Here is a 21,891-nt window from a genome sequence, read left to right on the forward strand (position 1 = left end):
CACTTCCAAGCCTTGATTCCCACTCGATGGGAATGAGCGCGTTTTTTCTTTCTACCTTCGTCTTAACCCACCAGCAGCGGAAAGCGCGCGTCGTCCATGGGCGCGCCCGCTGGCAGCGTGTCGGCCAGCCCGGGGAAGTCGGGCGAGGTCTTCCAGCTGCGCGGCGCATGGCGGATGTCGTCGCCCAGGAAGCGCACCGAGAACACGCGGCGCCGGTTCGGCCCCTCGACCCCGGCGGCCGCATGCAGCGTGAGCATGTGGAAGCAGACGAAATCGCCGGGCTCGATGTTCCAGCCGACGATGGGGAAGCGCTCGCGCGCGCCCTCGATGTCGGGCAGGTCCTGCAGGCTGCCTTCGGGGAACCACTTGGCGTGGTTGTCCATGAAGGTGCGCGGCATCAGCCACGGCCCCTTGTGGGAGCCGGCCACGAACTCGAGCGTGGCGGCGCGCGACACCGGATCGACCGGAATCCACATGCTGACGTTCTGCTCGCCCTCGATGTTGTAGTAGGGCTGGTCCTGGTGCCACGGTGTGCGCTGGCGCGTGCCGGGCTCCTTGACCAACAAGTGGTCGTGGTACAGCCGCACGGTCTGCGAGCCCATCAGCCGTTGCGCCAGTTGCGCGAGCGGTGCTTCGAAGATGAAGCGGCGGAAGGCGTCGATGTCCTGCCAGTTGCAGAAGTCCTCGAAGAAGCGGCCCGGGTCGTCGGGCCGGCTCGCCACCTTGGCGCGCGGGCTGGGTGCGGCGAGGTTGGCTTCGATGCCGTCACGCAGCAATGCCAGTTCATCGGCCGTGAGCAGTTGGCGGATGCAGACCGCGCCGTCGCGCTGGAACTGCGCGACCAGCGCGTCGTCCACGCGCGCCTGCACGCGGCGCTGCAACTCCCGGGCGTCGGGAAGGACCGCGCCCGCCATCACTTCACCATCGGCAGCTTCAGGCCCTGCTTCTTCGCGGTGGCGACGGCGATGTCGTAGCCCGCGTCGGCATGGCGCATCACGCCGGTGGCCGGGTCGTTGAAGAGCACGCGCTCGATGCGCTTGGCCGCGGCATCGGTGCCGTCGCACACGATCACCACGCCCGAATGCTGCGAGTAACCCATGCCCACGCCGCCGCCGTGATGCAGGCTGACCCAGGTGGCGCCGCCCGCCGTGTTGAGCAGCGCGTTCAGCAGCGGCCAATCGGACACGGCATCGGTGCCGTCCTTCATGGCCTCGGTCTCACGATTGGGGCTGGCGACCGAGCCGGTGTCGAGGTGGTCGCGGCCGATGACGATGGGCGCCTTCAGTTCGCCGTTCTTCACCATCTCGTTGAAGGCCAGGCCCGCGATGTGGCGTTCGCCCAAGCCCAGCCAGCAGATGCGCGCCGGCAGGCCCTGGAAGGCGATGCGCTCGCGCGCCATGTCGAGCCAGCGATGCGTGTGCTTGTTCTCGGGGAACAGCTCCTTGATCTTGGCATCGGTCTTGTAGATGTCTTCCGGGTCGCCCGAAAGCGCCACCCAGCGGAACGGGCCCTTGCCTTCGCAGAACAGCGGGCGGATGTAGGCCGGCACGAAGCCCGGGAAGTCGAATGCGTTCTTCACGCCTTCGTCGAACGCGACCTGGCGGATGTTGTTGCCGTAGTCGACCGTGGGGATCCCCATGGCCTGGAAGTCGAGCATGGCCTGCACGTGCACGGCGCACGACTTGGCGGCGGCCTTCTTGAGCGCGTCGTGCTGCGACACGTCTTTCATGGCGGCCTGCCATTGCGGCACGCTCCAGCCCGAAGGCAGGTAGCCGTTGATGAGGTCGTGCGCGGAGGTCTGGTCGGTCACGAGGTCAGGCTTCAGGCCGCCCGCCTTCGCGCGCTTCACCAGCTCGGGCAGGATGTCGGCCGCGTTGCCGAGCAGCGCGATCGACACGGCTTCCTTTGCGTCGCAATGCTGCTTGATGAGCTCGAAGGCATGGTCGATGTCGCGCGCCTGCTTGTCGACGTAGCGCGTGCGCAGGCGGAAGTCGATGCTCGACTGCTGGCATTCGATGTTGAGCGACACGGCACCGGCCAGCGTGGCCGCGAGAGGCTGCGCGCCGCCCATGCCGCCCAGGCCGGCCGTGAGGATCCACTTGCCCGCGAGGCTGTTGTTGTAGTGCTGGCGGCCGGCTTCGACGAAGGTCTCGAAGGTGCCCTGCACGATGCCCTGGCTGCCGATGTAGATCCAGCTGCCGGCCGTCATCTGGCCGTACATGAAAAGGCCCTGGCGGTCGAGCTCGTTGAAGTGCTCCCAGTTGGCCCACTTGGGCACGAGGTTGGAGTTGGCCAGCAGCACGCGCGGTGCGTTCTCGTGCGTCTTGAACACGCCGACGGGCTTGCCCGACTGGATGAGCAGCGTCTCGTCGTCGTTCAGCTCTTTCAGCGACGCGAGGATCTGGTCGTAGCAGGCCCAGTTGCGCGCGGCGCGGCCGATGCCGCCGTACACCACGAGGTCTTGCGGGCGCTCGGCCACCTCGGCGTCTAGGTTGTTCTGCAGCATGCGGAACGGGGCTTCGGTGAGCCAGCTCTTGCAGTTGAGCTCGCTGCCGCGCGGGGCGCGGATCACGCGGGTCGGGTCATGGCGCGGGTCGGCGGCATCGGGGTTGTTCAGGGCGAATTTCTCGGGAGCGTTCATGGCGTGGTTCTCCTAATCGGGGTGTGTTTTACGAGTGACTGGGCAGGATGTCGAGCAGCGTGGCCGGCAGCTCGGCCTTCAGCGCCCACTGGCGCATGGCTTCGATGTCGGGGGCAAGGTAGCGGTCGCGTTCGAGGAAAGCGACCTTCTGGCGGATGACGGCGAATTCGGCCTCCACCAGCGGCGAGCTCTTGAGATTGCGCTTGAGCTCGATGCCTTGGGCCGCGGCCATGGCTTCGATGCCGACCACCACCGCGGTGTTGTTGACCATGTCGGCCAGGCGTCGGCCCGCGAAGGTGGCCATCGACACATGGTCTTCCTGGTTGGCCGAGGTGGGCAGGCTGTCGACGCTGGCGGGGTGCGCGAGCGACTTGTTTTCCGAAGCCAATGCCGCCGCCGTTACCTGCGCGATCATGAAACCGGAGTTGAGGCCACCGTCGCGCACCAGGAACGGCGGCAGGCCCGACAGGCCCGTGTCGAGCAGCAACGCGATGCGGCGTTCGGCAATCGCGCCGACTTCGCTGATGGCCAGCGCAATGATGTCCGCTGCAAAGGCGACGGGCTCGGCGTGGAAGTTGCCGCCCGAGATCACCTCGCCGGTGTCGCAGAACACCAGCGGGTTGTCCGACGCGGCATTGGCCTCGATGACCAGCACGCGCGCGGCGTGCGCGAGGTTGTCGAGGCAGGCGCCCATCACCTGCGGGATGCAGCGCACCGAGTACGGGTCTTGCACGCGGCCGCAGTCGGCGTGCGAGGGAACGATCTCGCTGCCTTCGAGCAGCGTGCGCACCGCGCCCGCCACGGCAATCTGGCCGAGCTGGCCGCGCGCGGCGTGGATGCGTGCGTCGAAAGGCTTGATCGAACCCTGGATGGCTTCGAGCGACAGCGCGCCCGACATCAGCGAAGAGGCGAACACGTCTTCCGCGCCGAACAGGCCGAAGAGCGCGAGCGCGGTCGAGACCTGCGTGCCGTTGAGCAGCGCGAGGCCTTCCTTGGGGCCGAGCACGAAGGGTTCGAGGCCGATGCTGCGCATCGCCTCGGCGCCGCCGACAACCTTGCCATCGGCCAGGGTCGCCTGGCCTTCGCCGATCAGCACGCAGGCCATGTGCGCGAGCGGCGCGAGGTCGCCGGAAGCGCCGACCGAGCCCTTGCACGGAATGCTCGGCGTGACGCCCGCGTTGAACAGGGCCAGCAGCGCATCGACCAGCGCGGGCCGCACGCCCGAATGGCCGCGCGCCAGGCTCACGGCCTTGGTCGCGAGGATCATGCGCACGACGGGCGCGGCCAGCGGCTCGCCCGTGCCCACGCTGTGCGACAGCACCAGGTTGCGCTGCAGCTCGGCCAGGTGGTCGTTGCCGATACGCGTGCTGGCGAGCTTGCCGAAGCCGGTGTTGATGCCGTAGACGACCTGGTCGTTCTCGACGATGTGGCGCACGGCGGCTTCGGCGCGAAGCATGCCGTCGCGCACCGACGGATCGAGCGCAAGTTGCACGCCGCCGGCCTGGATGCGTCGCAGCATCGCTAGATCGACCTTGCCGGGCATGAGGGTCAAAGTGGCATCTGGAGTGGCGGTGTGATTGCTTGGCATGTGAACCTGTCTATACAAGTAGTTGCGAGAGAAAACGTAGGTCTCTGAGGACGAAAAAAACTAGCCGAAGCTCGGGTTGCCGTCGGCTTTGAAACGGCTGCCCAGGCTGTAGCGTGAAGCGGGATGCAGGCAGCGCACCCAGGTCACGGGCGTGTTGCGTATCCACGTGCGGCGCGTCAGCAGCAGGCAGGGGTCGGTGGGCGCCATCGCGAGCCTCTGCGCCTGTTCCAGGTTGGGCAGCACGGCATCGACGACGTGTTCGATCTGGTCGAAGGGCACGTTGCGCACCAGGTATTCGCTGGGCGGCATGGCGGTGAAGTCCTGCTCGAGGTAGTCGGGCACGACCTGCGGGTTGACGTAGCGCTCTTCGAGCTGCACCGGTGTTTCGTTCTCCAGGTGCAGGCAGGCGCTGTGGAACACCGAGTCGCCCGCGCGCAGGTCGAGCCACGCAGCCACGTCTGGCGAGGCGGCGATGCGCTCGACCTCGATCATTTCGCAGCGGTAGTCGTGCCCGCGCTGGCGGATTTCGCTGGCGATGTTGGCGATCTGCAGCAGCGTGGACTGCGGCTTGTTCTCGGCCACGAAGCTGCCGACGCCGGCCACGCGCACGATGCGGCCCTGCTCCACCAGCTCGCGCAGCGCGCGGTTCACCGTCATGCGCGCCATGCCGAACTGCGCCACCAGCTCGTGCTCCGAAGGCAGGCGGTGGCCGGGCGGCCACGTGCCGTCCTGGATCTTGCGGGAGATGTGGTCCTTGACTTGCGCGTAGAGCGCGAGGGTCGGCAGGTCGCGTTTCATCGTTTCGGTCAATGCTCCGCCGCCGCCATCGACTCGGCGCGAATTTCTTCCGTCAGGCGCGCCTTGATGTCCATGAACTCCGGCGAGGTCTTGATGGTGTAGCTGCGCGGATGCGGAAAGTCGACCGCGATCTCGGTCTTGATGCGCCCCGGCCGCGCGCTGAACACCGCCACGCGGTTGGCCATGAAGATCGCCTCGTCGATGTCGTGCGTGACGAACAGCACCGTCTTCTGCGCCGACTCCCAGATGCCGAGCAGCAGCTCCTGCATCAGCACGCGGGTCTGGTTGTCGAGCGCGCCGAAGGGCTCGTCGAGCAGCAGCATCTTGGGGTCGTTGGCCAACGCGCGCGCAATGGCCGTGCGCTGCTGCATGCCGCCCGAGAGCTGCTTCGGAAAGTGGTTCTCGAAACCGCGCAGGCCTACCTTGGCGATGAAGAACTCGCTGCGCTCCTTCTGGTCAGCCTCGCTCATGCCGCGCTCGCGCAGGCCGAAGCGGATGTTCTGCGCCACCGTGAGCCACGGGAACAGCGTGTAGCTCTGGAACACCACGCCGCGGTCGGCGCCCGGGCCATCGATGCGCTCGCCGTCGAGCAGCACCTGGCCGGTGGTCGGAAAGTCGAGCCCCGCCACGATGCGCAGCAGCGTCGACTTGCCGCAGCCCGAGGGGCCGAGGATGGTGACGAAGTCGTTTTCCTTCACCTCGAAGTCGATGGGCTGCAGCGCTTGCGTGCGTTGCCCCTTGGTGCCGGTGAAGACGCGCGACACGCCCTGGATGGAAAGTTGGTTCTTCGTCACAGTGCGGCCCATGCAAACAGACGGCGGTTCAACGCCTTGAAGGCGAAGTCGGAAAGGAGCCCGATGACGCCGATCACGATGATCCCGAAGATGATCTGGCCGGTGTTCAAGAGCGCCTGGCTGTCGGTGATCATGTGGCCGATGCCCGACGAAGAGCCGATCAGCTCCGCCACGATCACGTACGTCCACGCCCAGCCCAGCACGAGGCGCAGCGTTTCAGCAATGCCCGGCGCGGCGCCCGGAATGAGCACGCGCGCCACGATGCCGCGGCTGTTGGCGCCCAGCGTGTAGGCGGCCTCGACGAGGTCGCGCCGCGCGCCGCCGACGGTAACGGCCACCATCAGCACGATCTGAAAGAACGAGCCGATGAAGATCACCAGCAGCTTCTGCATTTCGCCCAGGCCCGCCCACAGGATCAGCAGCGGAATGAAGGCCGAGGCCGGCAGGTAGCGGCAGAACGAGACAAAGGGCTCGAAGAAGGCCTCGACGGTCTTCCAGGTGCCCATGGCAATGCCCAGCGGCACAGCGAACACCGCCGCCAGCAGGAAGCCGCCGAACACGCGCCACACAGTCATGCCGATGTCGCCGATGAAGCCGTACTCGGTGAAGAGCAGCCAGCCCTCCTTGACCATGGTCGGCGGGCTCGCGAGGAAGGTCGGCGGCACGAAGCCGCCGAGCGTGGCAATGGCCCACACCAGCACGAAGACGACGAAGAACGCGAGCCCCAGCAGCACACGCGCACGCGTGCCGATGGGTTCGAGCGGTGCGAACGCGCGGCGGCGCGCAGGCGCGACGACCGGCGCCGCTGCGGGCCTGGGGGCAGGCGCCGCGGCCACCGCGGCGGACGGCATTTGCGACATGGTCTTACTTGACGAAGCTTGCATCGAAGGTCGCGGTGAAATCTTCAGGCGCCTTGCGGATCACGCCGGCTTCCAGAAGGATGGGCGCGGCCTCTTTCATGAAGCTGGTGAGTTCGCCCGCGAAGAACTTCTGGTTGGCGGCCTTGTCCTGCCAGCGCAGGAAGGCCGACGACTTGGCGAACTGCTCGCCGCTCTGCTTCACGGCGGAGCCCATGAGCTCATTCGACTTCTCCGGCTCGGCCTTGATCATGTCGAGCGCCTCGAAGTACGACTTGGTGAGCGCGGCGGCGGCCTTGGCGTTGGCCTTGAGCCAGGTGGGCGCGCAGCCGACGGTGTCCATCACCATCGGGTAGTCGAGCGTGGTGGCCAGGATCTTGCCGGCGGCGGGGTTGGCGCGCACGGTCGAGAGGTACGGCTCGTAAGTCATGGCGGCGTCGTTCTGGCCGGCCACGAAGGCCTGGGCCGAGGCCTGCGGCGACAGCGTGGTCGTCTTCACGTCCTTCAGCGTCATGCCGTTCTTGTTGAGCATCCAGGCCAGGCCGAAGTAAGGCGCGGTGCCGGGGGCGTCGACGCCGATGGTCTTGCCCTTGAGGTCGGAGAACTTGGTGATGTCGCCGCGCACCGCGAGGCCGTCGGCGCCGTAGGACTTGTCCATCTGGAAGATCTGCACGATGGGCACGCCGTTGGCGTTCCAGGCCACGTGCGTCTCGACCGTGGTGGCCGCGCACTGAATGGCACCGGAAGCGAGGGCCAGGTGGCGGTCCTTCTGCGGGATCATCTTGAGTTCGACGTCGAGCCCGTTCTTCTTGAAGATGCCGGCCTTGTCGGCCAGCGAGAGCGGCGCGAAGCCGGTCCAGCCCGACATGCCGAGCGCAATCTTCGTCATGTCCTGGGCGGCGGCCGTTCCGGCCATGCCCGCTGCACATGCGCCCACTGCAACCAGCGAGGCGAACTTCACAACTACCGTCTTCTTGACCATGGGTACTCCTGGGTCTGTTTCTTTGGAAAAGGCTCGGCGGCGGGCCCGATGGCCGGGTAACGCACGCCTCGCATTGTTGCCAAGCGCCCCAACTTGTATATACAGGATAACCCGAAAGGTCATTTTTGGTGCACTTCCTTGGGAAATGCACCTCTTTGCTGTCTAGACAAGGGAGGCCGCGGGACGGGGATGACCATCGCAAACCTCGTGCCACAGTCATATCGACGGGGCTGGGGGACAATCGACGGCCCGCCCTCTTTGCCCCCTTTCCGACCTCCCCACCGCTGCCTGTGTCCTCCCTCGCTCCCCACCCCATCGACGTCTCCGGCAGCAGCGCCCCTTCCGACATCCTCCACGAGGTCTTCGGCTATGCGAAGTTCCGGGGGGCCCAGCAGGACATCGTCGATCACGTGGTGGGCGGCGGCGATGCGCTGGTGCTGATGCCCACGGGTGGCGGCAAGTCGCTGTGCTATCAGATTCCCGCCATCGCGCGGCAGCGTGCGGGGCGCGGCGTGGCAATCGTGGTGTCGCCGCTGATCGCACTGATGCACGACCAGGTGGGCGCGCTGCACGAGGCCGGGGTGAGCGCGGCCTTTCTCAACTCGACGCTCGATTGGGAGCAGACGCAGGACGTGGAGCGCCGCATGCTGCGCGGCGAGATCACGCTGCTGTACGCGGCGCCCGAGCGCGTGAACACGCCGCGCTTTCTGTCGCAGCTCGATTCGCTGAAGGAGCGCGGCAAGCTTTCTCTCTTCGCCATCGACGAGGCGCATTGCGTGAGCCAGTGGGGCCACGACTTCCGCCCCGAGTATCGCGCGCTGACTGTGCTGCACGAGCGCTACGCGGGCGTGCCGCGCATCGCGCTCACAGCCACGGCCGACGACCTGACGCGCGCCGACATCGTCGAGCGGCTGCAGCTGGAGGACGCGCGCCAGTTCGTCTCCAGCTTCGACCGGCCGAACATCCGCTACACCATCGTCGAGAAGAAAGACGCCACCACGCAGCTGCTGCGCTTCATCGAGCGCGAACACGAAGGCGATGCGGGCGTGGTCTATTGCCAGTCGCGCAAGCGGGTGGAAGACGTGGCCGTGACGCTGCGCGACGCGGGCATCAATGCCCTGCCGTACCACGCGGGCCTCGATGCGGCGGTGCGACAGAAGCACCAGGACCGCTTCCTGCGCGAGGAAGGCATCGTGATGGTCGCGACCATCGCCTTCGGCATGGGCATCGACAAACCCGACGTGCGTTTTGTCGGCCACCTCGACATGCCGAAGAACATCGAGGGCTACTACCAGGAAACCGGCCGCGCGGGCCGCGACGGCGGCCCCGCCGATGCCTGGATGGCCTACGGCCTGCAGGACGTGGTGAACCAGCGCCGCATGATCGACGAGAGCCCCGCCGGCGAAGAGTTCAAGCAGGTGATGCGCGGCAAGCTCGATGCGCTGCTCTCGCTGGCCGAAGCCAGCGACTGCCGCCGCGTGCGCCTCCTGGGCTACTTCGGCGAGAAGAGCACGCCCTGCGGCAACTGCGACAACTGCCTGAACCCGCCGCAGGTGTGGGACGGCACCGATGCCGCGCGCAAGCTGCTGAGCACCATCTACCGCGTGCAGCAGTTGAGCGGCATCAGCTTCGGCGCAGGGCACATCATGGACATCCTGCGCGGCAAGCCGACCGAGAAGGTCAAGCAGTTCGGCCATGAGCGCGTGAGCACCTTCGGCATTGGCGCGGAGTTCAGCGAGGTGGCGCTGCGCGGCGTGCTGCGCCAGCTGATTGCCACCGGTGCGCTGGCGGTGGACGCGGAGGCGTTCAACACGCTGAAGCTCACGGAAGGCTCGCGCGCGGTGCTCAAGGGCGAGGCGAGCGTGACGCTGCGCGAGTCGGTTTCGTCACCGGCCGAGCGCAAGCCCCGGCGCGAGAAGGTCGCCAAGGGCGCACCCTCGCCGGCTGCTGCCAAGCTCGACGACATGGGCAAGAAGCGCTTCGATGCGCTCAAGGCCTGGCGCGCCGAGGTGGCGAAGGAGCACAACCTGCCGGCCTACGTGATCTTCCACGACGCCACGCTGGCAGCCATTGCCGAGCGCGCGCCCGCGACGCTCGAAGACCTGCAGGGCATCAGCGGCATTGGCACCAAGAAGCTCGAGGCCTACGGCAGCGAGGTGCTTCGCGTCTGCGAAGCGTTCTGACGCCGGAGCATCTTCGAGGGGAACCGCATTGGACACCCGCCAGATGCGCTGCGTGGTCGCGATCGCCGAGGCGGGCAGCCTCACGAAGGCGGCCGAGCGGCTGGGCCTGGCGCAGCCAGCGCTCACGCAGACGCTGAACCGGCTCGAAAAGGAGCTCGGCACACCGCTCTTCACGCGCTCGCGCCGCGGGGCCACGCTCACCGACGCGGGCCTGGCCGTCATCGACGACCTGCGCGCCAGCCTTGCCTATGGCGACACGGCCGCAGAGCGCGCCCGCGCGATAGGCGCCGGACGCGCAGGCCGGCTCACGATCGGCTTCGTGACGCATGCGGTCTACCAGGTGCTGCCGAACGCGCTGCGCCAGCTGCGCGTCGAGCATCCGCAGCTCGACGTGGTGCTGCGCGAGATGAGCAATGCCGAGCAGGTGGCGGCGCTGGAAGGCGGCCGCATCGACATCGCGCTGCTGCATCCGCCGGTGTCAGTCACGGCCCGGGTGCACGAGCTGCGGCTGGGCGAGGAGCCGATGATCGCCGCGCTGCCCGCCGCCTGGCCACTGGACGACGACGGCTGCGTGTCGCTCGCCGACATCGCGCGGCACGGGCTGGTGTGGTTTCCGGAGCAGCAGATACCCGCCCTGCGCGCGCAGCTGCTGGGCGCGCTGCGCCGCGCCGGCCACGAGACGCGCGTGGTGCAGGACGCCAACCGCACGCTGACGGTGCTGGCCTGCGTGGCTGCGGGGCTGGGCTGGTCGCTGCTGCCGCGCTCGGTGCGCGCACTGCAGCACGAGGGCGTGCGCTATGCCGAAGTGCGCGATGGCGCGGGGCTGCCGGCCTTCGAGCTTTCGGCTCTGTGGCTGGCGCGCTCGCGGCCGACCTTCGCGGACACCTTCGCCGCCATGCTGCGCGGCTGAGGCACGGCCCGATCAATCCATCTGGATCTTGTTGTCCTTGGCGAGCTTGGTCCACTTGGTGATCTCGGCACGGCGGAAGCCGTCGAGCTCGGCGGGGCTGGAGCCGATCACCTCGGCGCCCAATGCTTCGAGCCGGCCGCGCACCTCCGGGTCCTTGAGCGTGGCCGCCAGTTCCTTCGAAAGCCGCTCCACCACCGGCGCGGGCGTGCCGGCCGGCACGAACACCGCATTCCATTCGTAGACCTCGTAGCCGGGCAGGCCGGCCTGCGCCACCGTGGGCAACTGAGGCAAGGCGGGCGCATGCGCCTTGCCGGTCACCGCCAGCGCGCGCAGCTTGCCGCTCTGGATGAAGGGCAGGCTCGAAGCCATGCTGGCAAAGAACACAGGCACGTGCCCCGACATCACGTCGGTTAGCGCGGGGCCGCCGCCCTTGTAGGCCACGTGCGTCATCTGGACGCCAGCCATCGAGGCGAACAGTTCGCCCGCCAGATGCTGCGCCGAGCCGTTGCCCGACGAGGCGTAGTTGATGCCGCCCGGCTTCGCCTTGGCCTGCGCGATCAGGTCGGCCACGTTCTTCATCGGTGCCGACGGATTCACCACCAGCACGTTGGGCACCTTCACCAGCAGGGACACCGGCGCCAGTTCGCGCAGCGTGTCGAAGGGCATCTTGCGCAGCGCGGGGTTCTGCGCGTGATTGGAGGCGTCGAGCAGCACGGTGTAGCCGTCGGGCGAACTCTTGGCGACCAAGTCGCCTCCGATGGCGCCGCCGGCACCGCCGCGGTTGTCGATCACCACCGGCTGACCCAGCTTCGCCGACAGCTTGGGCGCAACGATGCGCGCCACGGCGTCGACCGTGCCGCCGGGCGGATAGCTCACGACCAGCCGCACGGGCTTGGCCGGCCACGCCTGGGCCTGCGCGCTGACGCCGCCCATCAGCAGGGCCGCGCCCGCGAGGGCAAGGGGAATGGCGCGCAGCAGGCGCGCGCGAGAGATTTCGTTGGTCATTGGTCGATGTCTCCTGTATTGAACTTGAACAAGCGGGCCGGCGTGTCGACCAGGATGCGGCGGCGCACAGCGGCGTCGGGCACCCAGTCGGCCAGAGCCGCGTGTGCGGTGGCGAAATCGGCGATCTCGCGGTGCTGCGTGTGCGGCCAGTCGCTGCCCCACACGAGGCGTTCGGGGCCGAAGGACTTCAGCAGTGCCTGTGCGGCGTCGTGCGCGGCCGTGGCTGCGGTGGCCACGGGCCAGTTCCGGTAGGCGGCCGACAGCTTGACCCAGATGCGTTCGCAGGCCGCGGCGGCAAGCAGCCAGGCGAAGCCTTCGTCAGCGATGGCAGGCGCCGACGCGGGGCGGCCGAAGTGGTCCACGACCAGCGCGCATCCGGCGTCGAGCACGGCCCGTGCGGCCAGCGGCAGGTCGCGCGATTCGCGATGCAGCTCCACATGCCAGCCCAGCGCATGCACGCGGGCGAAAAGCCGCTGCCAGTCCGGCCGCAAGAAGTCGGGCAGCGGCATGCCCACGATGTTGAGGCGGATGCCGACGACGCCGGCGTCGGCCATCGCCTGCAGCGTGGCGTCGTCCACCCGCGGATCGACCACCGCGACACCGCGCAGGCGAGCGGGGCTGGCGCGCAGCGCATCAATCAGGAAGCGGTTGTCGGTACCGAGGAAGCTGGGCTGCACCAGCACGCCGTGCGAGACGCCGTGCGCATCGAGCAAGGCGAGGTACTCAGCCAGCGTGGCGTCGTAGTCGGGCGCATGCCGGCGCATCTCCGCCAGGGGCAGGCCGCGCACGAACACATGGGCGTGGCTGTCGATAGCGGTGATGGTGGAGAGGGGCACTGCGTTGTCTCTGTCGGATTCGTTGTGCGTCCGCGGGGCTGCGGACGTGGGCGAGTATCCGAAGAGCAATGCCTGTTGGGAACGTGTCTCCCGGTTGCGTTTGGATAAGCGCGGCTTATGGCGCTCAGTTCGCTGTCGGGGGCAGCGTGATCGGCACCGGCCGCGTCAGCAGGTCGACGTACAGCTCGAAGAAGCGCGCGTTGTCGAACTTCTTCACCACCGTCATCTTCTGCAGCGTCGCTCCCGCAGGCTGCGAGGTGTAGCCGATGGACTGGCCGTTGTTGGCGGCACCGGGCTTAGCGATCACGTCGACGTAGCGGTCCACGGTCTGCGTGGCGTAGCTCGGGTCGATGAGGTAGGCCAGCGTGAGGGTGTCCCAGATGTTCTGCGTGTAGTTCGGGTTGGTCTCGAAGCCGTTCTTGCCGTCGAAGCCGTAGCCGTTGAGCTTCTGGAACACGTCGGTCACGGCCGTGGGCTTGGCGGCATGCGCGATGCGGTCGTAGATGGGCTTGGTGAGGAAGACGGTGTCGGTCACGTCCAGCGGCACCACCACCTGCGGAATGGGCAGCCGCACCACGAACTGCGCGGCGTCGGGGTCGAACCACCAGTTGAACTCGGCAGCCTTGGTGGTGTTGCCCGGCACGTCGATGGCGCCGCCCATGTAGATGATCTTCTTGATGAGCGGAACGATCTCTGGGTTCTGCTTCACCGCGAGCGCGATGTTGGTGAGCGGGCCAATGGCGAGGATGGTGATCTCGTTCGGGTTGGCCTTCACGGTGTCGACGATGAAGTCGACCGCGCTCTTGCGCTGCACCACGGTGTGCTGGGCGAAGCCGTCGGGCGAGGGCTTGAGGTCGGCGTCGGTCTTGGGTTCGGGGCCGCCCCAGGCGCCGAGGTAGCCGTCGCCGCCTGCGCCGGCGGCCATTTCGGCTTCCACGTCGGCGAAGGTGTGGTTGAGCGCGTAGTTCGCACCCACGTAGATGCCGATGTTGCCGCCCACGCCGAGCCGCTCCACCGACATCAGCGCGTCGGACACGCCCTGCTTGAGCCACTGGTTGCCCGAGACCACGCTGATGCCCATGACCTGCACCTGGCCCGTGGCCTGCAGCTGCGCGGCCATGACGCCGAGCTGGCCGTCGTCGCTCATGGTGTTGTAGTCGCTGTCGATGATGATCTTCTGCGCGCTGGTGGAGCCGCCCGATCCGCCGCCACCGAAGCCCGGACCGAGGCCGATGCCGCCGCCTCCATCGCCACCTCCGCCGCAGCCCGCCAACACCGTGATGACGGCGAAGAGCATTGCCCCGATCCATTTGCGCATCTTCTTCTCCTGAAACTAGGAATTTGGTTTTCAGGCTTCGACACCGAATACCACTGAAATACAAACGTTTGCGCAAAGCTTTGCGCAAACGTTTGCTAACTCTAAATGGCGAGCCACGGGTGTGGCAAGCACCATGGCCTAGGGGTTTTCCGCGGGAGCGGGGAGAGGGGTCAGCCCGGGTTGGGCTGGGGGTCGATCAGGCGGTTCTCGCGCAGCGGCGAGCGGCCCGGCATATAGGGTTGCTCCACGTCGGCCTGCTCTGTCTTCTCCAGGCCCGAGGCGGCGGACTTGGCCGACCCGGCCGGGCAGGCGCCGGTGCTGCGCAGCGTGAGCGCCGCGGACAGCCGCGCCTCGTCTTTATCGCCAAGCTGATGGCTGAAGTCGTCGGCCACGGTGCAGCCGGGGTTGGGCGTGAAGCCGTCGCCGTAGTCGCCGTAGCCCTGCTGGTTCACGCCCTTGAACTGGATCGCGAAGTAGGTGGTGCCGCAGTTGTCCTGCGGGTAGAAGCCGTAGGGCTTGCCGCAGGTGGTGCCGCCGACAAGGTTGACGGTGACGCCCACGCCCCGAAGGCTGTTGACGACAGACTCGCTCGCCGAGCAGGTGTCTGGGCCGGTCAGCACGGTGACGCGCGAGAGGCCGAGCGTAGGCAGGGCCTGACCGCTGCGGCTGGTGGCGGTGAAGGGCGTGAGAGTCTGCGCGACTGTCAGGTGGAAGGGGTTCTTGTCGTTGAAGGCAAGTTGCTCGAAGGTCTTGCCCGCGGTCACTGACGGCGACGAGATCATGTAGGCCAGCCGGCTGGCAATGAGCAGCTGGCCGCCGCCGTTGTAGCGCATGTCGAGCACGAGGTCCTGGATGCCGGCGCCCTGCTTGAAGGTGTTCACCGCGGAGATGAGCTGCGCCTCGGAGGTCGTGATGTGGTCGTTGAACAGCAGGTAGCCGACGCGGCCGCTGCCGGTGTCGATGACCCGGACGTTCTGCACCGGCGTGCTGGTGATCTTGGCCGCCGTCAGCTGCACGGCAGGCTGCGCCGTGCCGCCCACCTCGAAGGTGAAGGTGTGCGATTCGCCAATGGCCTTGGGCGACAGGGCCGCGTTGATCGCGTTGACGTTGGCGGTGCCTGTGCTGCTGACGACATTGATGCCGTCGATCGTGAGGATTTTCGCGCCGCGCTGCAGGCCCGCCGTGGTGGCGGGCGAATTCGGCTCGACGAAGGCGATGCGGATGTCGCGCGGCGGAGAACTGCGCACCGACGCCGTTTCCATGCCGTAGCCGGCCGACACGCCGCCCTGCGACAGCTGGCGGTACACCTCGGTGTCGTACGTGAAGTGAAAGCGGTCCTTGGCGCGGCCCGAGTTCGTGGTGGCCGTGGTCTTGAGCACGTTGAACCAGGTGATCGGCGTGGCGTAGTCGGCGGCCTTGAGGGTGGTCGGCACCTCGCCGTACCAGAGGTAGGTTTCGTCGATCCAGCCGCGCACCCAGCTTTTCTCGTTGTCGAGTGTGCCGCTGTGGTCGGGGTAGGCCGTGCCGGTGTCGGGGTTGATGCCGCTGCGCGGCGCGGCGCACAGGCCGGCGACCGTGGCCGAGGCGACGATGCCGTTGCCACCGTCACCGCCACTGGCGGGCGGCGGTGTCGTGGTGCCGGGCACCAAGCCGATCGGCAAACCACCACCCCCGCCTCCACCACCGCCGCCCCCACAGCCCGCCAGCAGGCAGGCCACGGCGAGCGCAGCGCTTGCTGCTGCAGCCCATGTGCCAGGAGGCGGCAGTTGCCGCGCGTCTTCGACCTTGCGAGAGCCCATGTGTTCCTCCTTGTTCTTCCTCACAGCACCGTCTTCTTCGTCCGGCTGCTGCCAATGAAGCCGGCTACTGCAGGAAGCCCATGCCGCGCGATTCGCGCACTTCAGGCTTGATGCGGTGCTCGGCTTCGAGCTGGTCGAGAAACTCGATCGCGGAAAACTCCGCCGCGAGGATATCGACCTGTCGTTTCACCGCCGCGAAATCCCCCGGGCACAGCTGTGTCAGCGGTGCCAGCCGCGAGCGCATGGCGCTCGTCATGAGTGCGGCGTCGCCGGCGAGCGCCTCGGTGATGAACATGCGCTCCCGCTGCGTGGCGGTGAGCGGCATGAACTTGATCTTGAAGGTGAAGCGCCGCAGCGCTGCCTGGTCGAGCCGGTCGAGCAGGTTGGTGGTGCAGATGAAGACGCCGTTGAAGCGCTCCATGCCCTGCAGCATCTCGTTGACCTCGGTGACCTCGTAGGTGCGCTGCGCGCCGCGCCGGTCCTGCAGGAAGCTGTCGGCCTCGTCGAGCAGCAGCACGGCCTTTTCATTCTCGGCCTCGCGGAACATGGCGGCCATGTTCTGCTCGGTTTCGCCGACGTACTTGCTCATCAGGTCGCTGGCCTGCTTGACGATGAGCGGGCGGCCGACGGCCTTGGCGATGTGTTCGGCCAGCGCGGTCTTGCCGGTGCCTGGTGCGCCGTAGAAGCACAGCGTGCCGTGGCCGCGCGCCTTCAATGCTTCGACGATGCGCGGGATCTCGAAGCGGGTCTCGACGTTGAGCATGTCGAGGTCGTAGGTGGTGACGCTGCGGCGCTCGCCGCGGCCGCTGTCGAGCGTACCCAGAGCCAGGTCGGCGTTGCGCAGCTGGCGCTCGATGAGCGCTTCCATCGATGCGTCGTCGGTTCGCGCGAGCCCTGCGAAACGCACTGCCGTGCGGATCTGCGCGGGCGTGAGTCCCTTGCGCTCGGCCAGCTTGGCAGTGAAGGCCTCGGACACGACCACGCCCTCGAGCGTTTTCTTCACGAGCTGCTCGCGCGCGCCGGGCGGCGGCGACTTGAGCTCGAGGTGATAGGCGAAGCGGCGGCGGAAGGCCGGGTCGATCTGCTCGATGCGGTTGGTGACCCACAGCGTGGGCACGGGGTTGGCTTCGAGGATCTGGTTGACCCAGGCCTTGCCGCTGACGCTGCCACTGGTGGGTGCCGGAATCTGCTCGGCGCGCGCCATGAACTGTGCGGCCTCGGTGCTGATGGGCGGGAAGACGTCTTCGACTTCGTCGAACAGCAGTGCGGCCTGCGCGCTGCCCTTGAGGAACACCTGCGCGATCTGCAGCGAGCGGTAGCGGTCGCGGCCGCTGAGCGAGTTGCCGTCGCGGTCCGCGTATTCGACTTCGAAAAGCTCGAGTCCGGCGGCCTGCGCGACGACCTTGGCCAGCTCGGTCTTGCCGGTGCCCGGGGGGCCGTAGAGCAGCACGTTGACGCCTGGCTCCTTGCGCGCGACCGCCGCTCGCAGCAGAGTGACGAGCATCTGCGCGTCTTCCTGCACGAAGGAGAAGTCGTGCGGCGTGAGTGCGCTCTTGGCCGAAGGCCGCGTGAACACGGCCATCAACTCGTTGTGATCGCGGTATTCGCGCATGAGCACGGGCGGCAGCTTCTCGCTGACCTTCATGAGATCTGCGAGGTCGGTGATGTTGTGCTCGGAGATGAGGTTCTCGACAAGGCCGATGCGTTCGAGCCGCGAGCCCGCGCGCAGCGCCTCGCCCACTTCGCTTGCGTTAACGCCCGCGATGTCGGCGATGGCCGCATAGGCCTCGGGTGCGTTGTTGACCTTGAACTCGACCAGCAGCGAGCGCAGGTCACGCTGGTAGCGCGCAAGCGTGCCGTAGAGCAGCAGCGCGCGCTCGGCCTTGTTGAGCTGCAGCAGGCCCGCGAGCGCGTCGATGTTCTTCTCGACCAGAGTCGACTGCTTGCGCAGTGCGTGCGTGAGCCAGTCGCGCGTGACGGCCAGCACCGAGAGCAGGTCCTTCGGCTGGTCCTTGGCGTATTCGTCGAGGTAGAAGAAGAGCGTGCCCTCTTCATACGGGCCGCGCCACACGCCGTGGCGCTCCAGCAGCGTGCGGCCGTCGAAGTCTTCGACGCCCTTCCATGCTTCGTTGCCCGCACAGCGGCGTCCAAGGAATTCGCGCAGCCGCTGCAGCACCGCCGCGGGCCACACCAGGTGCCGCCCCGTGAGCGACAGGAGGCCGTTGATATCGCGCCGCACATTGAAGCGCGGCCCCTGCTTGGCCGCGAGCGTGAGCACGAAGTGCGAGCACATGAGCTCGAGCACCGGCGCCTCCTTGAGGCCGGGCGACGGCAATGCCTGCCCGCGTACCGCAGCAGCCACTACATCGACACCCGCACGCTTGGCCATCAGGCAACCTCCAACGAGGACAATCTCAATCTCGGAGCGACCATAACGCAGACTTTTAGCTTCGGGAAGACCAGTAAACAGGAAAAACCCTGATGGTGCGATTCCAGCCACAATGCGCGCCATGATCGGAATCCAGGAAATCGAGCGCGCCGCGGCGCGCCTGCAAGGCCAGGTGCTCAACACGCCGTGTGTCGAGTCACGCACCCTGTCGGAAATCGTCGGCGCTCAGGTGTTCCTGAAATTCGAGAACCTGCAGTTCACATCCTCGTTCAAGGAGCGGGGGGCGTGCAACAAGCTGGTCGATCTTTCCCAGAACGGTACACGCGGAGTGATCGCCATGTCTGCCGGCAACCATGCGCAGGGTGTGGCCTATCACGCGCAGCGCCTCGGATTGCGCGCACTGATCGTGATGCCGCGCTTCACTCCTGGTGTGAAGATCGAACGCACGCGCGGCTTCGGCGCCGAGGTGGTGCTGCACGGCGACACGCTGGAGGCGGCGCGAACCCACGCTTTCGAGCTTGCACAGCGCGAAGGGCTGACCTTCGTGCATCCCTACGACGACGAGGCGATCATCGCGGGCCAGGGCACGGTGGCGCTCGAGATGCTCGACGCCGTACCCGACCTTGACACGCTGGTAGTGGCGGTGGGCGGCGGCGGGCTGATCGCGGGCATGGCGGTCGCCGCGCGCGAGCGCAAGCCGGGCATCGAGATCGTCGGAGTGCAAACCACGCGCTTTCCGGCGATGGTCAACGCCATCAAGGGCACGCATCACGTGCAGGGCAAGAGCACGATCGCCGAAGGCATTGCGGTCGGCACGCCCGGTGTGCTGACGCAGGAAATCATCGCGAGCAAGGTCGACGACCTGCTGCTGGTGGACGAAGGCGACATCGAGCAAGGCGTGCTGATGCTGCTCGAAATCGAAAAGACGCTGGTCGAAGGCGCGGGCGCGGCGGGGCTGGCGGCGCTGATTCGGCACCCCGAACGCTTCAAGGGCAAGCGCGTGGGGCTGGTTCTGTCGGGCGGCAACATCGATCCACTGCTGCTAGCGGCCATCATCGAGCGGGGCATGGTGCGGGCTGGGCGGCTGGCCCGAGTGCGTGTAAGCGCACGCGATGTGCCGGGCTCGCTGGCCCAGATTACGGCCACTGTGGCCGAAGCGGGCGCTAACGTCGACGAGGTTCACCATCAACGGGCCTTCACGATGCTGGCGGCGCAGAACGTCGACGTCGAGCTGGTGCTGCAGACGCGCGGGCGGGCCCATCTGGCCAGCGTGCTGGCCGCATTGAAGGACGCGGGCTTCGAAGCCGAAGAGCAGCATTGAGCCGCAAGATCAACCCCGGCAAGCCTGATTCAGGGGCTCGCATCCCCCTAGACCGGCCCTGGGCTACCCGCCGGTAAAATGCCATCAGTTTGTCAATTGAGCCTTCGAGGAATTTCCCGATGTCCAACCCTACTCCCGTAGAGCCGAGCCACGCTGCCGCTGTCGAAAAAGACGCCGTCGAATCGGTCGTTCACCTGATGCCATTGGTGCTTCCGCTGGCCGGCGGCGTGCTGATGCTGCTTCTGGCATCGATCGCGGTCTTCTTGGCCTGACGCTGACAGGCACTGTCGCCTTTGTCTGCGGGCGGTGCGGCCCGCACTGACGCAATCTCCCGAAGCGAAACGTTTTCTCAAACGGACCTCCGTGCCTGAGCAGGCACAGCGCCCCGTTCGGAAAGACGATTTTTCAACTTAGGAGATTTTCCGATGAACGCACCCACGATGCAGGGCCTCAATATTCAGGCGCCCTCATACGTCAAGAACGCGAAACTGATTGCCTGGGTGGCCGACATGGCCGCGCTGTGCAAACCCGAGGCCATCCACTGGTGCGACGGGAGCAAGGAAGAATACGACCGCCTCTGCCAGCAACTGGTCGACGCCGGCACCTTCAAAAAGCTCAACCCCGCCAAGCGCCCCAATTCGTTCCTCGCGGTGTCCGACCCGAGCGACGTGGCGCGCGTCGAAGACCGCACCTTCATCTGCTCCGCGGAAAAGGAAAACGCCGGCCCCACCAACAACTGGATGGCACCGGCTGAAATGCGGGCGACGCTGCAGCCCCTGTTCGACGGCTGCATGAAGGGCCGCACGATGTACGTCGTGCCGTTCAGCATGGGCCCGCTGGGCTCGCCGATTGCCCACATTGGCATCGAGCTCTCCGACTCGCCTTATGTGGCCGTCAACATGCGCATCATGACCCGCATGGGCAAGGCCGTGTACGAGGTGCTGGGCGCCGACGGCGACTTCGTGCCTTGCGTGCACACCGTGGGTGCGCCGCTCGAAGCCGGCCAGAAAGACGTGGTCTGGCCCTGCAACAAGACCAAGTACATCGTTCACTACCCCGAGACGCGCGAGATCTGGAGCTACGGCTCGGGCTACGGCGGCAACGCACTGCTGGGCAAGAAGTGCTTCGCGCTTCGCATCGCTTCCAACATGGGCCGCGATGAAGGCTGGCTGGCCGAGCACATGCTCATCCTGGGCGTGACAAGTCCCGAAGGCAAGAAGTACCACGTGGCGGCTGCGTTCCCCAGCGCTTGCGGCAAGACCAACTTCTCGATGCTGGTGCCGCCTGCCGGCTTCGAAGGCTGGAAGGTCACGACCATCGGCGACGACATCGCCTGGATCAAGCCCGGCAAGGACGGCCGCCTGTACGCCATCAATCCTGAAGCGGGTTACTTCGGCGTGGCGCCCGGCACCAACATGCTGACCAATCCAAACTGCATGGACAGCCTGCACCACGACGTGATCTTCACGAATGTGGCACTGACCGATGACGGCGACGTCTGGTGGGAAGGGATGGAGCAGGACACCAAGACGCTACCCGAGCATCTGACCGACTGGCAAGGCAATGACTGGACGCCGCAGATCGCCAGGGAAACCGGCGCCAAGGCTGCTCACCCGAACTCCCGTTTTACCGTGGCGGCCACGAACAATCCCGCGCTCGACGATGCTTGGGACGACCCGAAGGGCGTGGCGATCGACGCCTTCATCTTCGGCGGTCGTCGCTCGACCACCGTGCCGCTGGTGACCGAAGCCCGCAATTGGGTTGAAGGCGTCTATATGGCTGCGACCATGGGTTCAGAGACCACTGCCGCCGCCGCCGGCCAGCAAGGCGTGGTGCGCCGCGATCCGTTCGCGATGCTGCCGTTCATGGGCTACAACATGAGCGACTATTTCCAGCACTGGCTCAATCTCGGCAAGAAGCTGGAAGCCTCGGGCGCCAAGCTGCCGAAGATCTACACGACCAACTGGTTCCGCAAGGGTGCCGACGGCAAGTTTGTCTGGCCAGGCTACGGCGAGAACATGCGCGTGCTGAAGTGGATGATCGACCGCGTCGAAGGCAACAAGACGGAAGGTGTGGAACACATCACCGGTGTGAGCCCGCGCTATGAGGATCTGAACTGGACGGGCTTGAACTTCAGCGCCGAACAATTCGCCACTGTGACCAGTATTGACAAGGCAGCCTGGCAAGCGGAGTTGAAGCTGCACGCGGAACTGTTCAAGCAGTTGGAGCACCATCTGCCGACGGAATTGCCGGAAACCAAGGCTGCTATTGAGCAGCGCCTGGCGGCCTAATCACACTGGTTGCGCCAATAAAAAAGCCCGATGGATTCATTGGGCTTTTTTTGTTTCTGCGCATTTGAATATTTGCAAATTCCAAAAGCAAAAACCCCCAGTCATTTCTGACTGGGGGTTTCTGGGCTGTAAGAGCCTGACGATGACCTACTTTCACACGGGAACCCGCACTATCATCG

General features: G+C 66.6%; 18 protein-coding genes. 5 read left to right on the forward strand and 13 right to left on the reverse strand.

What is annotated here, in order from left to right; genetic code table 11:
* Positions 1–62: 62 nt before the first annotated feature.
* Genes BMW87_RS31310 through BMW87_RS31340 form a run of 7 tightly spaced genes read right to left on the reverse strand, consistent with a single transcriptional unit; the run spans position 63 to position 7,660 of the window.
* A complete protein-coding gene (locus BMW87_RS31310; protein WP_093059235.1) occupies positions 63–914 on the reverse strand; it encodes a phytanoyl-CoA dioxygenase family protein in 852 nt (283 codons plus the stop codon).
* Complete coding sequence (hutU, locus tag BMW87_RS31315) at positions 914–2,641, reverse strand: urocanate hydratase (protein ID WP_093081786.1); 1,728 nt, start codon at positions 2,639–2,641, stop codon at positions 914–916. The genes BMW87_RS31310 and hutU overlap by 1 nt, the downstream gene beginning before the upstream one ends.
* A 28-nt stretch (positions 2,642–2,669) precedes the next feature.
* Positions 2,670–4,229, reverse strand: a complete 1,560-nt coding sequence (hutH, locus tag BMW87_RS31320) for a histidine ammonia-lyase (RefSeq protein ID WP_093081788.1) — start codon at positions 4,227–4,229, stop codon at positions 2,670–2,672.
* Between the two features lie 60 nt (positions 4,230–4,289).
* On the reverse strand, positions 4,290–5,027 hold the full coding sequence (hutC, locus tag BMW87_RS31325; RefSeq protein WP_093081817.1) for a histidine utilization repressor: 738 nt from the start codon (positions 5,025–5,027) through the stop codon (positions 4,290–4,292).
* Positions 5,028–5,035: 8 nt separating this feature from the next.
* Positions 5,036–5,833 carry an ABC transporter ATP-binding protein gene (locus tag BMW87_RS31330; RefSeq protein ID WP_093059229.1) on the reverse strand — a complete coding sequence of 266 codons (798 nt, stop codon included), beginning with the start codon at positions 5,831–5,833 and terminating at the stop codon, positions 5,036–5,038.
* Positions 5,818–6,672 carry an ABC transporter permease gene (locus BMW87_RS31335; protein ID WP_093059309.1) on the reverse strand — a complete coding sequence of 285 codons (855 nt, stop codon included), beginning with the start codon at positions 6,670–6,672 and terminating at the stop codon, positions 5,818–5,820. The genes BMW87_RS31330 and BMW87_RS31335 overlap by 16 nt, the downstream gene beginning before the upstream one ends.
* Before the next feature lie 13 nt (positions 6,673–6,685).
* Positions 6,686–7,660, reverse strand: coding sequence for an ABC transporter substrate-binding protein (locus BMW87_RS31340; protein ID WP_093081791.1), 975 nt, complete (start codon positions 7,658–7,660; stop codon positions 6,686–6,688).
* A 290-nt stretch (positions 7,661–7,950) separates the two neighbouring features.
* On the opposite strand from BMW87_RS31340, the gene recQ reads away from it, so the two are divergent.
* Both recQ and BMW87_RS31350 read left to right on the forward strand, forming a co-directional pair.
* Positions 7,951–9,843: a DNA helicase RecQ gene (recQ, locus tag BMW87_RS31345; RefSeq protein WP_093081793.1), complete on the forward strand. Its 1,893-nt coding sequence runs from the start codon at positions 7,951–7,953 to the stop codon at positions 9,841–9,843.
* A 28-nt stretch (positions 9,844–9,871) separates the two neighbouring features.
* Complete coding sequence (locus tag BMW87_RS31350) at positions 9,872–10,753, forward strand: LysR family transcriptional regulator (RefSeq protein WP_093081796.1); 882 nt, start codon at positions 9,872–9,874, stop codon at positions 10,751–10,753.
* A gap of 12 nt (positions 10,754–10,765) precedes the next feature.
* Here BMW87_RS31350 and BMW87_RS31355 read toward each other — a convergent pair whose 3' ends face one another.
* The 5 genes from BMW87_RS31355 to BMW87_RS31375 all read right to left on the reverse strand — a co-directional run bounded on the left by BMW87_RS31355 (position 10,766) and on the right by BMW87_RS31375 (position 18,100).
* The gene (locus BMW87_RS31355; protein ID WP_093081798.1) at positions 10,766–11,758 is read right to left on the reverse strand and encodes a tripartite tricarboxylate transporter substrate binding protein; all 993 of its coding nucleotides are present in this window, start codon (positions 11,756–11,758) and stop codon (positions 10,766–10,768) included.
* Positions 11,755–12,663 (reverse strand): amidohydrolase family protein, encoded by a 909-nt coding sequence (locus BMW87_RS31360; protein WP_093081801.1) that lies wholly within the window; start codon positions 12,661–12,663, stop codon positions 11,755–11,757. Before BMW87_RS31360 ends, BMW87_RS31355 begins: the two co-directional genes overlap by 4 nt.
* A 55-nt stretch (positions 12,664–12,718) precedes the next feature.
* Positions 12,719–13,912, reverse strand: coding sequence for a nucleoside hydrolase (locus tag BMW87_RS31365; RefSeq protein WP_093081804.1), 1,194 nt, complete (start codon positions 13,910–13,912; stop codon positions 12,719–12,721).
* A gap of 170 nt (positions 13,913–14,082) precedes the next feature.
* Complete coding sequence (locus BMW87_RS31370) at positions 14,083–15,711, reverse strand: S41 family peptidase (protein ID WP_093081806.1); 1,629 nt, start codon at positions 15,709–15,711, stop codon at positions 14,083–14,085.
* A gap of 64 nt (positions 15,712–15,775) precedes the next feature.
* The gene (locus BMW87_RS31375) at positions 15,776–18,100 is read right to left on the reverse strand and encodes an ATP-binding protein (RefSeq protein WP_093081809.1); all 2,325 of its coding nucleotides are present in this window, start codon (positions 18,098–18,100) and stop codon (positions 15,776–15,778) included.
* A gap of 121 nt (positions 18,101–18,221) precedes the next feature.
* On the opposite strand from BMW87_RS31375, the gene BMW87_RS31380 reads away from it, so the two are divergent.
* The 3 genes from BMW87_RS31380 (at position 18,222) to BMW87_RS31385 (ending at position 21,712) form a co-directional block, all read left to right on the forward strand.
* A complete protein-coding gene (locus BMW87_RS31380; protein WP_176929023.1) occupies positions 18,222–19,421 on the forward strand; it encodes a threonine ammonia-lyase in 1,200 nt (399 codons plus the stop codon).
* Between the two features lie 119 nt (positions 19,422–19,540).
* A complete protein-coding gene (locus BMW87_RS35235; protein WP_177142503.1) occupies positions 19,541–19,693 on the forward strand; it encodes a hypothetical protein in 153 nt (50 codons plus the stop codon).
* Positions 19,694–19,846: 153 nt separating this feature from the next.
* The gene (locus BMW87_RS31385) at positions 19,847–21,712 is read left to right on the forward strand and encodes a phosphoenolpyruvate carboxykinase (GTP) (protein WP_093081811.1); all 1,866 of its coding nucleotides are present in this window, start codon (positions 19,847–19,849) and stop codon (positions 21,710–21,712) included.
* On the opposite strand, the gene BMW87_RS35400 is transcribed toward BMW87_RS31385, so the two are convergent.
* A partial coding sequence (locus BMW87_RS35400) for a hypothetical protein (RefSeq protein ID WP_218149792.1) occupies positions 21,687–21,891 on the reverse strand: 205 nt, incomplete at its 5' end. The two genes, BMW87_RS31385 and BMW87_RS35400, sit on opposite strands and share 26 nt — an antisense overlap.

Source organism: Variovorax sp. OV084, assembly GCF_900111625.1.
GTDB lineage: Bacteria > Pseudomonadota > Gammaproteobacteria > Burkholderiales > Burkholderiaceae_C > Variovorax.